This window comes from Bradyrhizobium sp. USDA 4341 (assembly GCF_054063755.1).
Map to the genome: position 1 here is coordinate 8882565 of NZ_JBSSGO010000002.1, position 14278 is coordinate 8896842.

The following is a 14278-nucleotide window of genomic DNA, read 5'->3' on the forward strand; positions in this document are numbered from 1 at the left end:
GCGCCTGACGGCGTATGCGGCCTGGTCCGGCGCAAGGCGAAAGGCACAGGCGAAACGTGGTGATCGCAGGCAATCTACTCGTCACGGGCTGCGCCGGCTTTATCGGCTTCCATCTGGCGGAGCATCTGCTGCGGGCAGGGCAGCCGGTCATCGGCATCGACAATCTGAACCAGTATTATGATCCGGCGCTCAAGCACGCGCGGCTCGATCTGCTCAAGCAGCACCGTGGCTTCACCTTCCTGGAGCTCGACCTCGCCGACCGCGCCGGGATGAAAGCGCTGTTCGAGCGCTATCGCTTCGAGGTCGTGGTGCATCTCGCTGCCCAGGCCGGCGTGCGCTACTCCCTGCAGAACCCGCAGGCCTACGTGGATTCAAATCTGGAGGGCTTCGTCAACGTCCTCGAGGGCTGTCGGCATACGGCGTGCCGGCATCTGCTGTTTGCGTCGTCATCGTCGGTCTATGGCGCCAATACCAAGCTGCCGTTCTCGGTCCACGACAACGTCGATCATCCGGTCAGCCTGTACGCGGCTACCAAGAAGGCCAACGAGCTGCTCGCCCATTCCTACAGCCACCTCTATCGCATCCCGACGACGGGGCTGCGGTTCTTCACCGTCTATGGGACGTGGTATCGGCCGGACATGGCGCTCTATGCGTTCGCGGATGCGATCACCAAGGGGAAGCCGATCCAGTTGTTCAACAACGGCAACATGCGGCGCGACTTCACCTATGTCGATGACGTGGTCGAGGCGATGGTGCGGCTGATCGGCCGCGCGCCCGAGGGCGACGTCAACTGGTCGGGCGTGCATCCCGATCCGGGTTCGAGCAAGGCGCCGTGGCGCGTCTACAATATCGGCAACTCCAGGCCGGAAGAACTGATGCATGTGGTCGCGCTGCTCGAGCAGGGCTTCGGCCGGCCGGCCGAAAAGCAGTTGTTGCCAATGCAACTTGGGGATGTCCTGGAGACCTCAGCCGATGTCTCCGATCTGGAGCGTGAAATCGGCTTTCGGCCGCAGACGCGGATCGAGGACGGCATTGCCAAATTTGTCGCCTGGTATCGGGCTTATCACAACGTCGATCGGACGTAGTGCGCTCGTTAGCGAATTCCGGCTCGAGAAAAACCCGGCTCGGCGTGGAACGGAGTGCGGCACTGAGAGTTATCAGTGGTTTTGCGTTCGCGTCAGCCATGATCATCATGTCCAGTGCAATCGTTCCGGCGCACGCGATCGACGCCCAGGTCGCACGCGCCTGCGATGCCTTGGTCGCGAGGGCGTTTCCGCCGCGAGAGCCCGGCAATCCTGCTTCCGGCAGCGCGAGGGGCGGGGCGAGGGATCAGCGCGACTATTTCAACACATGCGTCGCCAATGGCGGCAAGATGGGCGACGACGCGCCTCCCAAATCGAAATAGCGCACGATCGCGACGCGCGTTGCGAATTAGCGATGCTTATGGCGATTGGTCGAATCCGCTGCTGTCCGCCGTGGCAATCGTGCAAGCGCATGTGAGAACGTGAAGGCATTTCGCTGCCTCTGCTGAAGCCGAAATGCCTCATTACCGCTCATTTCGAATTCGAATAGCATTGTCCCATTCGGCCAGGTCGAGGTGGATATCTTGCATGATCGAATGTGTGGCGTTGATTCCCTCCGCCGCATCGCAGGGCGGATCAGAATGCTCAGATCCGCGGCCTCGAGATCCGAAACGGATCGAAATATTCTGCGATCAATGCAGACGACGCGGTGTCGGTTCGCTGCATCCATGCTGCTCGGTTCAACCTGTTATGCGCGGCGAAAAAACTGATTGATCGAAAGCAGCAGATTTAGTGTGTGCACGACGTGTTTGGTGGAATATCTGGTTCGAGGCTGGAACACCTCATCACATCCCGAGCCATTGGCGCGGCGACATTGTGATAGCCGGCAGGCGTGTCGCCGGTTTCGACGGCGATCGCTGCGATCAACGATCGTCAAATGATTTCATGCTCTTGCTCGCGCCTCATGGTCAGTGCCGGCTGCGCTCTTTGGCCGCGCGCCGCGTCGCTGCCGCTGACTTCCCATCGCGACGACACATATATGGCCATCGATCGAACGTTTCGCGATCAGGTTGTGGAACCTGATTGAGAAAATTTAGCGCGGAGCCACGTTCGTCGCAAACCTGCCCCATTAACCGCATTCCATATGTGTGATCTAACTCTGTCATCGAAACTTCAATCACATCGCTCATACCCTTAACCGCAGAGCGAGGGCGCGCCATGAAGCAGCACAAAGTTCAACATTCGCATCAGCCAATCGAAGAGGCGTTGCTCGCGACCAATCAATCGCTGCGCAACGAAGTCGTTGCTCTGATGCTTGATATCGCAGCGTTGCGTGAAATCCACGAGCGTCCAGGCGCGTCTCGTTCGTTCGGCATGTCGCGTGAGCAGAACGCCCCGCGCGTCGCATTGCGCCGGGTTCACCACAGCTAAAGTCCGTCAGCCGATTTCTCACTGAGCAGGATTTGCGGCCACATCCAAGCCAGTCCGGCGAGGATGTCGGCGACTGCTGCTATGGACAATTCAATTTTAAATTGAATGTCTGTCCCGCCGGTCCTCGTTTTGGGCGAGCTGGAGCGATCTGGCGGATGTTTGCCGTGGACAATTTGTGGGAGTGAGGGCAGGCAGTCAGTGCTCTTGCCGCACCGGCTTGTGCGCCACGACGTAGGACAGGCGCTCGCGCAGGATCCACGTCTGCAACACCAGCTCGACGGCGGTGTGCCGGAGCTCGGAATTCTCCGCGACGAGGCGTTCCAAGGCGTCGGTCGCCTCGTTGGACGCGGATCGCTTCCCCTCGAAGACCTTGAGACGCGCCATAGTGTCGATCCTCGTAAAATGTGTCGATCAGAGGCTGGCTCTGACAAGCGTCAGCACAGAATAGTTCGCGGATTGTCGGGCGGTCGTGGTTCCGCCTGATGGCCTCGGGTGGGAAAGCGCCTAATTGATAATTCGCGGATCGAGCTATGAGTGTTAGGTTTGCTGAAAATGATCCTCAAATATGTTGAAACTCTCATGACACCTAACGTCTTAGTAACTACCGCTGAGCGTGCGCGCCCGCAAGCTGCCGGACGCGAAGGTCGCGGGATTAATTTGTTAGAATGTTGTGAAACTCTCGCTTGACCGGCGGCGTAGATATCGCGGAGAGGCATGGTGCACTCACAATCTGTCGCAGGACCGATTGGATGTTCTCATTTGCTTCTCATTCGGGAATGCAAACGGTGCGCCAATTATCCAGATCAAATTGTCATGCGTAGAAAGTCGTATAACTTTTTCTGTGATGTCGTCTTACGACGGGAATATTGCTCATATATTCCGGTAAACACCTTGCAGCTTCGGTGTTTCTTCGCACAATGCGGCGCTGCCTACGGCAAGTTCGAGGCTCCCGAAGGCCCCCCGGGAAATCCTCAATTTGAATTTCCTGTTGCATTTACATAGCTTATAGGCCATGCGATGATTGCTAATCTAGGGGGCAATGAGATGACCAATGAGGCGTCATTCAACTGACGAGATCAGTTCCAAGGTCAAACAAGCCGAGGAACTCATGGCGCGGGGGCAGTCACAAGCCCAGGCGTGCAAGGTGCTGGGCGTTAGCGTGATGACATTTCACCGCTGGCGCAAGCAGGAGGCTGCACGCGGCCATCACCCGAATGGTACTGTGACCGAGCTTGCCGCTCGTTCCGATGATCGAGATGGTATTCCCCACGTCCACAACCGTATTGACGAATTGCGGCTGGAAAATGAACGGCTGCGACGGATTGTGACCGACCTGCTGCTCGAGAAAATGAAGATCGAGGAGAAGCTTGCGCTCAGGTCGAGCGGCGGGAACGGTTTGCCCCGCCGTGGTGAAGTCCAGAGCTGACGTAAGCTGATCCGCTAATGGATACGCGAGGGCCTGGGAGCCAGCAGCAGCTGGTCGCTCAGATGCGCTTTCTCTGATCTTGCGCGCAGCTCCTCGAGGATTGGACGTAGCCTCGCCTGTGCGAGGTCCAGACCTTTGACAATGTCCTGATTCGGCATTTCGGCCGGAAAACGGGCCGAACGCAGCTTTGTTTCGACCGCCTTGACCAGCAACTCGACGTCGTCGCGGTGCTGGCCGGCGACCAGCTCGGCGCCCATCAGGCGGATGAGATGGAGCAGGGCCAGCAGCGCGGCCTCGGTTTCGCCAGCCGATGAACTCATGGAAGCTCTCTGCCTGATATTGCCGGCAGGTCTTGCGAGCTCACGACCTGCCTGATATTAAACATGTGAATTGTTAACACGAATGTTAATTCCCGATGACGGACCTTTCGGACGCTCGAATAGCGAAGGTACCGGTTAGCTTCGGCGCCTTCTCGTTCGCTTTTGCCTCGCTCGAGGCGTTTGCTGTCGTCTTCGAGATGATCATCGTCGTGCTGTCCAGCATCATCGGCGGCGCGGCCTATCACCTGTTTTACTACCACACGGTTTATAGCAACAGCTTCGAGGGTTTTCTAGGGATCGGGGTCCTCGCCGCCATCCTTCACATGTTCGTGGCGAAGTCGCAGGGCCTCTACAATGCCCAGGTGCTGGCCGGTCTCGACCGGCGCTGGAGCAGCCTGCTCGGCGGGTGGCTGCTGGTGGTCCTGCTGATGACCCTGATCATCTTCCTTCTGAAGGTTGGCTCCGGCGTCTCGCGCGGGTCGGTGATGTCGTTTGGCGTGATCGGCGGCCTTGGGCTGGTGGCCGGACGGATGCTGCTGCAGGCGCCGCTGCAACGTGCGATCGACCGCGGCATGCTGGCGACGCGCCGTGCGGTCGTGGTCGGGATGGCGGACGAATTGTCCCGGGTGCGGCAATCGAGCCTGCTGCGCGATTTCGGCCTCAGCGAGGTGCGACGGATCCAGTTGTCCGGCCTGTCCGACAACGCGGGCGACCGCGCCGCCGTCGCGTCAGCCATTCGCGCGGCACGGGAGTGCGGCGCCGACGAGATCATCCTGGCGATGCCCTGGCAGCAGGAACCGCGCATCCAGTTCGTGTGCGATCAGCTGCGGGCGTCACCGCTGCCGGTGCGGCTGCTGCCGGATCGGACGGCGGAGCGGTTCCTGGCGCTGCGGATGGTGGCGTCTGGCCCGATACCGACGCTGGAAATGCAGCGCTCGCCGCTGACCTCGGTCGAGCGTGCCGGCAAGCGGCTGTTCGACATCGTGGCATCGAGCGGCCTTCTGGTGCTGTTCGCGCCGCTTTTGATCGGGACGGCGATTGCGATCAAGCTCGACTCCAGGGGGCCGGTCCTGTTCCGGCAGCGCCGCAACGGGTTCGACGGCAAGCAATTCACCATCCTCAAATTCCGCTCCATGCATGTGCTCGAGGACGGCGATGTCATCACGCAGGCTCGCGCGAACGATCCGCGGCTGACCGGGATCGGCGCCACGCTGCGCCGCCGCAGCATCGACGAGCTGCCGCAGCTGGTGAACGTGCTGCGCGGCGACATGTCGCTGGTCGGGCCGCGGCCGCATGCGCTGGCGCATGACGACAAATATTCGAAGCTGATCGCAAGCTATGCGCAGCGCCAGCACGTCAAGCCGGGCATCACCGGTCTCGCACAAGTGCAGGGACTGCGCGGCGCGACGCCCGCGATCGAGGACATGCAGCTGCGTGTCGCGCACGACCTCATCTACATCAAGAGCTGGAGCTTCGTGCTCGACCTGCGGATCCTGCTGCGCACCGTCGGCGCGGTGCTGCGGCACAAGGGAATCTAGCGGGTCGGGCATCCGACGGCTGCCCGCGTGCCGGCGCGCGCTACTCCGGAATGCTCTGGCTGGCGCCCTTGAATTCCGCCTCGATGATGCGCCGGTTGGCATCGGTCGCCACGCGATAGGCCTGGCCGAGCGCGCCCTTCAGCTCAGGCGCACGGGTGAGGATCAGGCGGATCTGCCGCTGCAGCAGATCGACCAGCTCCACATCGCGCGTGGTGTCGACCTGCGCCAGCAGGATCAGGCGCGGCGCGATCAGGTCGCTGCGGTTGAAGCCGGTGTAGTAGGACATCTTCAGCGCCTTCGATGCGGTCGGGTTCAGCCAGTCGAACCGCCCGGTCGCCGAGGCGAGGCCGAACCAGCCGCCGGCGTCCATCGGCGAGAGCCGAAGCGCGCGGGTGAAGGCGGCTTCGGCCGCCTCGGGCGAGGTCTGCAACTCGCTCCAGCCGTCGGCGAGCCACAGTTCGCTCCTGACCACGCCGACATCGGCGGCGAGCCAGGGCTTGCCGCGCAACGCATCGGCGGCCAGCCACCAGATCGACAACGCCAGCGTCGCGGCGCCAATCAGGATTGCGGCCGGCACGAAGGCCGGCGACAGCTGCCGCGCGTGACGCCGGGGCGCGTCAGCCTTCGCATCAGCCATGGCGCGCTGCCCGGTTGCCGGTCATCAGCAGGGTTCGCCGCGCGCCCTCGAGCTTGACGCAGGTCAGGCGGCCCGTCGCATAGGCGCCGGTGTCGACATTGATGCGGTTGCGCAGCAGCTCGGCCTCGTGCACCGGCGTATGGCCGTGGACCACGACCTTGCCGAAATCATCTTCCGACACCAGGAAGTCGTCGCGGATCCAGAGCAGGTCCTCCTTGCGCTGTTGCTTCAGCGCGAGCCCGGGCCTGACGCCGGCATGCACGAAGAAATAGCGGCCGCAGGAATAGGTGATCGGCAGCGAGCGCAGGAAGGCGAGATGGGCCGGCGGCATCTGGCGGACCAACTGCCCGGCGAGCGCCCTGCGTTCCGCGGCGTCGGGATTGAGCGAGGGCGTCAATCCATAGGACATCAGCGTCTGTAGGCCGCCGAATTGCCGCCATTGCGCGAGCATGTCGGGATTGACGAGAAACTCCAGCAGGCAAGCCTCGTGATTGCCGAGCAGGCAGACCAAACTGTGGGTCCGGCGGCGTTGATCGAGCATCGCGATCACATCGCGCGAATCCGGTCCGCGATCGATGTAGTCGCCAAGGAAGACCTGGATCGGCCGCGCCGGCCGGAACTTGCGGATATCGGCATCGATCCGTGCGCAGATCTCGTGCAGCAGGTCGGCGTGTCCGTGGATATCGCCGACGGCATAGATGCAGGTCTCGTCGCCCTCGTCATGTTCGAGGTCGCCGGTCTGGCCGACCATACGCCGGAGGAGGCTGCGCATCTGTAGTCTAGCCCGCCTGCAACGGTGAACGGCTGATCCGCTGTGCCAGTCCTGTTCCGATCACGGCTCCCAACACGATCACTCCGGGCAGCGCCGGCAATTCCGGCAAGGTAAAGGCGGCGAGCGCCAGCGTCAGCAACACGGCTGCCGCCGCCGCTGGATAGGACCAGTCACGGCCGCGATTGCGTGCACCGGCCATGAACGCCGCGATGCCCACGACCGTAACCGCGAGTGAAGTCCAGAACATGGCGGAACCGAACTGCGCGATCAAGGCGGCGGCGCTGGTTGCCACCACGGGCCGCGTGGTTGCGCCTTGCCAGTCCATGTAAGTCGATGCCAGCTTTGCCGTGGTGCCGGCGCCGCCGCCGAGCGCGGGCAGGTCGGCGAGCAGATTGTGGGTCGACTGCACGAGCTCGTCCGGCGCATGGGCGAAGGCTATGGCAAGCGCCACGTCGGGATGACGGTTGGCGATCGCCGTTACCAGCGCGATCAGCGCGATCGCAGCCGCAGCAGCAGCGCTGCTCCAGCGAGGCAGATGAAGTTTTCGCGCGGCGAAGGCCATCAGGACGAGCGCGATGCCCGCTGCGATTGCGATCGCGGCGCCGCGCCGGCCGTACCAGCAGGCGCTGGCGGCGCAAAACAGCGCGCTGGCGGCGAGCAGCCGGCGCAATCGGGCCGACTGGGCCGCCGTGCGGCCGCCGATATGTCCGCCGACATCGAGCGCACGCGCAAGGCTGAACGGGACGCCCATGAGAACGACAACGAGGAATCCGTTTGCCGTCCCGTCGTGCGCAGCGTCGGCCGCGCCAAGCCAGGCTTTGATCGGATCGCTATACGCCAGCAGGATCAGCGCCGCGACGGCCGCCGTCGCTGCAACGCTGCGGGCCACCATGTCGGCGCGGCGGGCATCGATTGCGATCGCCGCGGCGGTGATCATGACCGAGAGGAGTGACAGCCAGAGCAGCAGCGCGCCAAGGCTTGCACCGGTATCGATCGTGATGCTGCCGCTGAGCGGCGTCTCCAATGTTTCGCCGGCGAACTTCCACACCGGATGCGCCCAGAACGTCAGCGGAAGCATCTGCAGGATGATCCAGAGCATCGGCACCAGCGCTGCCGCAACGGCGGGCCCGGCGACCCGCTTCAGGAAAGACAGTTCACGTGGCCGGATCGCCGTCAGGCTTGCCAGCAGCCCGAGCGACGTTGCGGCGCCGACCAGGCCAATGGCGAGCGACGCATCGATGAGACCCACCGGTATCGACGCCCCGATCAAGATGCAGATGAAAGCCGTGACGTTCCACACGGGAGGGGCAAATCCTTGGGAAACAGGTCCTGCGGAAGATCAGAACGCAAGGCAGCGGGATGCCCCGGGCTCGCCGCGAGGTCAATGGAAATCGGGCGCGCCAGATCGCGCTGCCGCGTAGCGCGCTATTGCGGACGGCGCGCGGCGATGAGCGGCGGCGAGGTGCGGGACCGGAGCAACGGCGCGAAGGCGCTCGCGAGATATCCGACCTGCAGCGATACCATGGCGATGATCATGAGCAGCGCAGTCTCGGACCAAGAGAGGCGCGCTACGCCGACGGCGGCCAGCAGCATCAGTTCGGCAAGCATCACCGGCACCAGCACCAGACAGTGCTGGCGCAGCCCGAGCACGGCGCCGCCGATCAAATTGCCAAGCAAAACAAATAACATAACCAAACCCTGCGCCCGCATATTATCGGGCCGGGTCCTAAGCCGGGGTTAACCCGGTCGTCGCAAATCGTCGGAAGGTCACACGAAATCAAAGCCCAAGATCAAAGCCCAAGCGACGTCGCGCGGGGCGCTTGCCTCACGGCGCCGCGGGGGTCGCTGAATTGCCTCATCTTGCTAACATTTTTTGTCAATTGTAATGCAATATATCGCGGATTCTTGTGATTGTGATAGTCGGCGTGTTACCGCTCCGCCGGAGTATTTGAATGTCGCGTGCGAATTTCATTCGAGCAATGTCATGCACCAGATCCGCCTCGTGACCGTAACGCTGAACGATCCGATCGTGGCCGCCTACAACGCAACTTTACTTCGTAATTCAATCAAGCTTGCGCCCTGATACTGGGGCGTGAGCCGGCCCGGCCGGCTTCATGACACGCTTACGATCACCTTCCGGCTCACGCGGGGCGACGGCATTGCCGTGGCCGGTGCGATGGTCGTCGTGGCTGTTCTGCGCCGTCGTCACTTTGGCGCCACTGCCGCTCGGTTCGGTCGGCGGCGTCGCGTCCGCGATCTGGTCGATCCTGCTCGGGATCGCCTTGCTCGGGGTGTTGCCGGTGCGTTTGCGCGGCAGCCAGCTCGCAATCCTCGCGGTGACGGCGCTGCTGGCGGCGCTCGCCATGCTGGTGCTGCACGAGCAGTCGGCGGTGCGGCCCTGGTTGGGCGTGGCGCCGAACGCGCTGTGGGCGGAGGCCGGCAAATTGCTGCCCGCCGAGCTTCCGCCTGCCGTGACGATCGCGCGCAATCAGCCGTTCTATTCCGTGGGCGTCGGGATCGTCTGCCTGCTCAGCTTTGCGATCGGGGTCGTGCTCGGTGCGAACCGCGCATTGGCGCGCGGGTTGCTGCGGGCGGTGGCTGTGGCCGGCCTGCTCTATGCGATCCTTGGCATCTTCACCTTCGGGATCGATCCCACCCGGATCTACCTGCTGCACGAAAAGCAGGCTCATCTGGAGTGGCTGACATCTCCCTTCGTCAACCGCAACACGGCGGGCATCTATTATGGCTGCTGTGCGCTGATCTGGCTGTTGTACGGCTGCGAATTGATCGAGCGGCATTGGCCGTCGCGTCGAACCAGTCTGCCACGCCTGTTGGCGCGCCTCGATATGCCGGCACGGCGCCGGCTCGCCGGCCATGCATCCGGCTGGCTCACTTGCCTGCTTGCGATGTTTCTGACCGGATCGCGCGGCGGCGTCGGGATCTCGCTGCTCGCTGCGGTCGTAGCCGCCGCGATCTTCTTTCGTAACCGGATGCCGCGCCGCTACGGCCTGATCATGGCGCTTTGCGTCGGCAGCCTGGTCGCGCTGGCGCTGCTGCAACTGCTCGGTGGCGGCGTCGGCGCGCGCTTCAGCACGATCGGCCTGTCGGATGAGGGACGGTTCTCGACCTATCGCGCGACGTTGCGGATGATCTGGGCTCATCCCTGGCTCGGCGATGGTTTCGGGTCCTTCGAATGGGTCTATCCGGCCTATCGCACCGACGACATCTCTTTGCGCGGGACCTGGAACCGGGCCCACAACAGCTGGCTCGAGCTGGCGTCCGACGGCGGAATGTTAATGGCCGGCGCGGTCATGATCGCGCTGCTCGCAGCCTTCGGCGTGCTGGCGCATGGCGTGCGGACCCGCCGCGACGTGATCGTGCCGCTCGCGGCGCTCTGCGCGTCGGCTGCCGGCGCACTCCATTCGATGATCGATTTCCCGCTCCAGATCACCGGCTACGCCGTTGTTATCGCGGCGTTGCTCGGGGCGGGCCTGTCACAATCCTTCCGCTCCGGCAGGACCACAGGCAGTGGTCGCGGCGAGAATGACGCCTGTATTGTGGCCGGTTCGCCAATTAACGTTGAATTCGCGGGTCGGCCAGTGGGCGCGGCCGGGCAGGGGTTTTAATTGGCGCGATAACTCTGACTATGCTAACGAACTGTTAGTATTCGTTAGGGAGATAGCAGTGTTCACATTTGAGCGATCCGGCGGTCTCTCCGCTCCGCGGCTGGCGGTATCGGCACGCGCGGCGCCCGGCGGCGGCGCGCTCGAGGCCATCAACGGCAACAACGTGAACACCGGCATTTTCAGCTTCACCTCGTCGGTCACCGGATCCGGCAACGGGGCGACAGGTACGACCGCGGGCCGCACCACGCTTCCTCCAACGGTTACTCTCTGAGCGGGCTTGCGATCGCCAATGGAGAATTCTCTGCAGCAACGCGCTTCGGTGTCAGCGGCGGGACGCTTCCCGGGATCATTGCAGGGCGCGAGGGCAGGCATCCTGCCGGCGCGGCGATAGGACGGAGATGCTTCAGCGCAACCAGATTTCGCCGGCTGTCGATCTGAGAAATCGTCCGGCCGAACTGCCGTCGCTGGCGGAAACCTTCGACGCCTTCGTCACCTATCTGCTGCGGCAGTATTTGGTCATCCTCGGGACTGCCGGCCTCTGTTTGTTCGGCGGCATCTGTTACCTGATGACGGCAGCGCCGAGCTATACCGCGCTCGCCACGATGATCATCGACATGCGCAAACTCCAGGGCGCCCAGCAGCAATCGCCGGTGAATGACGCCCCGGTCGATTCCTCCGCGGTCGAGAGCCAGGTCGAAATCCTGAAATCGGAGAACGTGGCGCTCGCGGTGATCCGCGACCTCAAGCTCAACGAGGATCCGGAATTCATCGGCTCCGGGGCCGGCGCGGCGGGAGCGGTGCTGGATTTCGTGTCCGGCCTGTTTGCCGGCAGCGCGCCGCCCAACGAGTTCTACCGGACCCGGCGCGCGGTCCGCACCTTCGAGAAGCAGCTCGACGTCCGCCGCCGCGGCATGACCTATGTGATCGAGGTCTCTTTCCGCTCGCTCGATCCCGAGCGCGCGGCGCAGATCGCCAACGCTGTTGCCGACGCCTACATCGTCGAGCAGCTCGATTCCAAGTATCAGGCGACCCGCCGCGCCAGCGTCTGGCTGCAAGACCGCATCCAGGAGCTTCGCAGCCAGGCATCCAATGCCGAGCGCGCCGTGCTCGACTACAAGAAGACCAACAACATCGTCACGTCCAGCGGCAAGCTGCTCAATGAGCAGCAGCTCGGCGAGCTCAACACCCAGCTGCTCCATGTGAAGTCGCAGGTCACCGACGCCAAGGCCAGGCTCGACCGCATCGAGGCGGTGGTGAAGGGAGGCGTCCCCGATGCGACGGTTGCCGATACCCTGAACAACCAGGTCATCACCAAGCTGCGCTCGCAATATCTCGAACTTGCCAACCGCGAGGCCGACTGGTCGTCGCGCTACGGCTACAATCACCTGGCCGCCGTCAATCTGCGCAACCAGATGCGCGAGATCCAGTCCTCGATCATCGACGAATTGAAGCGGCTCGCCGAGAGCTACAAGAGCGACTATGCGATCGCCCTGCAGCGTCAGACCGAGATCGAGCGCGCCGTGAACGATTCGGTTTCGCAGTCGCAGTCCACCAACCAGGCGCAGGTCACGCTGCGCGAGCTCGAGAGCTCGGCCCAGACCTATCGCTCGCTCTATGACAATTTCCTGCAGCGCTACATGGAAAATGTGCAGCAGCAGTCGTTTCCGGTCAACGAGGCGCGGGTGATTACCCGTGCCTCGCGTCCGCTCAGCAAGAGCCACCCGCAGACCCTCGTCGTGCTCGCGCTCTCGGCGCTCGGCGGCCTGATTGCCGGGCTCGCGCTCGGTGTGTTGCGCGACCTCTATGACCGGGTGTTCCGCACCGCTGACATGGTCGAGACCATCCTCGATGCCGATTGCGTCGCGATCGTTCCCCGCCTCTCGCCAAGCCAGCTCAAGGCGCCGGTGGCCGGTCGTCCGAACCTGCCGGTCGCCGCGCGCCTGATCCAGCGCGGCGACGAGCCGGTGCTGTGGGCGGCAATCGATTCACCATTCTCGCGGTTCTCGGAAGCGATCCGCTCGATCAAGGTCAATGCCGACCTCAACGTCACCAAGCCGTCGAAGATCCTCGGCCTGACCTCGGCGCTGCCCAACGAGGGCAAGTCGACGCTGGCCTTCGTGTTCGCGCAGCTGGTCGCCCAGAGCGGGGCGCGCGTGCTCCTGATCGATTGCGACCTGCGCAATCCCTCGCTCAGCCGCAAGGTCGCCGCAAACGCCGAGCGCGGCATTCTGGATGTATTGTCGAACAATGCGACATTGCAGGACACGCTGTGGCGCGATCCCGAGACCGGCCTTGCCTTCCTGCCGGGCGCCACACGGTCGCGCATCGCGCATTCGCACGAGGTGCTGGCCTCCGACCAGATGAAGGATTTCATCGACGGGGTCCGTAGCCATTATGATTACGTGATCGTCGACTTCCCGCCGCTGACGCCGGTGGTCGATGTCCGTATCACCGCGCACTTCGTCGATTCCTTCGTCTTCATCGTGGAATGGGGCAAGACCCAGGTGCAGGTGGTCGAGCGGGCGCTGCGCAGCGCGCGTGCGGTCAACGAGAACCTGCTCGGCGTCGTGCTCAACAAGGCCGATATCGCCGCGATGAGCCGCTATAGCGGCTATGGCGGCAAGAACTACTATTACAACTCGCATTATGGGCGATATGGCTACACCGAGTGAGACGCGAGGCGGGATGCCCCGGCGCGCCGCCGTCTGGCACGAGCTTGTCCGAATGCCGCCCGCAGCGATGGCTAGACCATGACGATGGAATTCAGCATCGGACAGCACAATGCGCATTATGAGGGCGTCTATTCGGCGCTGGAGCGCGACTGGCGCCGCGTCTGCGCGGTCGACAAGGCCGATCATATTGCCGGCTTGCTCGGTGCGTCCGCCGCCAGTGTCGGCAATGTGCTCGAGGTCGGCTGCGGCACCGGCGCCGTGCTGGCGCGGCTGTCTGCGATCGGCATCGGCCGTGACTTCACCGGCATCGACGTCATCGATCCCGCAACCAACCTGGAGACCGACGGCGCCGCTTCAACCCCATTCCGCTGGTCGAGCTATGACGGTGCGAGGATCCCGTTCGCCGACGGATCGTTCGACCTCGTCTATGCCAGCCACGTGCTCGAACACGTGCCCGAGCCGCGCGCGTTCCTGCACGAGCTTGCCCGGGTGGCGCGGAATTTCATTTATGTCGAGGTGCCGTGCGAGCTGCATGCGCGGACCAATCGCCGGGCGCTGCAATCGACGCTCGACATCGGCCACATTAATTTCTACACGCCGGACACGTTCCGCCTGGTGCTGGAGACCGCGGGGCTAGATGTTGCCGGCTTCGGTACCTATGATCACAGCCTGCCGGTGCACGCCTTTCATTCATCGCGGGTCAAAGGGCTTGCCAAGAGCCTTGCGCGGAAGGCGCTGTTGTCGATCAGCCCCGAGCTCGCGACCCGGCTTGCCACCTATCATTGCGGCGCGCTCTGCCGGCGCGACGAGCCGCCGCCGCGGGACCTATAAGCC

The 14278-nt window shown here is 63.3% G+C and carries 15 protein-coding genes; 9 read left to right on the forward strand and 6 right to left on the reverse strand.

What is annotated here, in order from left to right:
* Positions 1-14: 14 nt before the first annotated feature.
* From ACVIGB_RS47335 to ACVIGB_RS47345, 3 genes are all read left to right on the forward strand, one after another.
* Positions 15-1085: an NAD-dependent epimerase gene (locus ACVIGB_RS47335; protein ID WP_456724095.1), complete on the forward strand. Its 1071-nt coding sequence runs from the start codon at positions 15-17 to the stop codon at positions 1083-1085.
* 98 nt (positions 1086-1183) lie between these two features.
* On the forward strand, positions 1184-1405 hold the full coding sequence (locus tag ACVIGB_RS47340; protein WP_456749348.1) for a hypothetical protein: 222 nt from the start codon (positions 1184-1186) through the stop codon (positions 1403-1405).
* A gap of 835 nt (positions 1406-2240) precedes the next feature.
* On the forward strand, positions 2241-2453 hold the full coding sequence (locus tag ACVIGB_RS47345; RefSeq protein WP_092125205.1) for a hypothetical protein: 213 nt from the start codon (positions 2241-2243) through the stop codon (positions 2451-2453).
* 195 nt (positions 2454-2648) lie between these two features.
* Here ACVIGB_RS47345 and ACVIGB_RS47350 read toward each other — a convergent pair whose 3' ends face one another.
* Positions 2649-2837 (reverse strand): hypothetical protein, encoded by a 189-nt coding sequence (locus tag ACVIGB_RS47350; protein WP_456724093.1) that lies wholly within the window; start codon positions 2835-2837, stop codon positions 2649-2651.
* A gap of 667 nt (positions 2838-3504) precedes the next feature.
* Here ACVIGB_RS47350 and ACVIGB_RS47355 point away from each other — a divergent pair.
* A complete protein-coding gene (locus ACVIGB_RS47355) occupies positions 3505-3879 on the forward strand; it encodes a helix-turn-helix domain-containing protein (protein WP_092125207.1) in 375 nt (124 codons plus the stop codon).
* A 14-nt stretch (positions 3880-3893) separates the two neighbouring features.
* Here ACVIGB_RS47355 and ACVIGB_RS47360 read toward each other — a convergent pair whose 3' ends face one another.
* A complete protein-coding gene (locus ACVIGB_RS47360; RefSeq protein WP_194455378.1) occupies positions 3894-4199 on the reverse strand; it encodes a hypothetical protein in 306 nt (101 codons plus the stop codon).
* Between the two features lie 95 nt (positions 4200-4294).
* Here ACVIGB_RS47360 and ACVIGB_RS47365 point away from each other — a divergent pair, with 95 nt between their 5' ends.
* Positions 4295-5737, forward strand: a complete 1443-nt coding sequence (locus ACVIGB_RS47365) for an undecaprenyl-phosphate glucose phosphotransferase (RefSeq protein ID WP_456724092.1) — start codon at positions 4295-4297, stop codon at positions 5735-5737.
* Positions 5738-5777: 40 nt separating this feature from the next.
* Here the strand turns inward: ACVIGB_RS47365 and ACVIGB_RS47370 are convergent, their stop codons facing one another.
* The 4 genes from ACVIGB_RS47370 to ACVIGB_RS47385 form a co-directional block, all read right to left on the reverse strand.
* Positions 5778-6374, reverse strand: coding sequence for a hypothetical protein (locus tag ACVIGB_RS47370; RefSeq protein ID WP_456724091.1), 597 nt, complete (start codon positions 6372-6374; stop codon positions 5778-5780).
* A complete protein-coding gene (locus ACVIGB_RS47375) occupies positions 6367-7146 on the reverse strand; it encodes a metallophosphoesterase family protein (RefSeq protein WP_092125211.1) in 780 nt (259 codons plus the stop codon). Before ACVIGB_RS47375 ends, ACVIGB_RS47370 begins: the two co-directional genes overlap by 8 nt.
* Positions 7147-7153: 7 nt before the next feature.
* Positions 7154-8395 (reverse strand): hypothetical protein, encoded by a 1242-nt coding sequence (locus ACVIGB_RS47380; protein WP_456724089.1) that lies wholly within the window; start codon positions 8393-8395, stop codon positions 7154-7156.
* A gap of 176 nt (positions 8396-8571) precedes the next feature.
* Complete coding sequence (locus ACVIGB_RS47385) at positions 8572-8856, reverse strand: hypothetical protein (protein WP_456724088.1); 285 nt, start codon at positions 8854-8856, stop codon at positions 8572-8574.
* Between the two features lie 449 nt (positions 8857-9305).
* Between ACVIGB_RS47385 and ACVIGB_RS47390 the strand changes: the two genes are divergently transcribed.
* The 4 genes from ACVIGB_RS47390 (at position 9306) to ACVIGB_RS47405 (ending at position 14275) form a co-directional block, all read left to right on the forward strand.
* A complete protein-coding gene (locus ACVIGB_RS47390; RefSeq protein ID WP_456724087.1) occupies positions 9306-10772 on the forward strand; it encodes an O-antigen ligase family protein in 1467 nt (488 codons plus the stop codon).
* A gap of 58 nt (positions 10773-10830) precedes the next feature.
* Positions 10831-11043 (forward strand): hypothetical protein, encoded by a 213-nt coding sequence (locus tag ACVIGB_RS47395; RefSeq protein ID WP_456724086.1) that lies wholly within the window; start codon positions 10831-10833, stop codon positions 11041-11043.
* A gap of 127 nt (positions 11044-11170) precedes the next feature.
* Entirely contained in the window at positions 11171-13444 is a 2274-nt protein-coding gene (locus ACVIGB_RS47400; RefSeq protein WP_456724085.1) for a polysaccharide biosynthesis tyrosine autokinase, read from the forward strand.
* Positions 13445-13522: 78 nt separating this feature from the next.
* A complete protein-coding gene (locus ACVIGB_RS47405) occupies positions 13523-14275 on the forward strand; it encodes a class I SAM-dependent methyltransferase (protein ID WP_456724084.1) in 753 nt (250 codons plus the stop codon).
* Positions 14276-14278 lie beyond the last annotated feature (3 nt).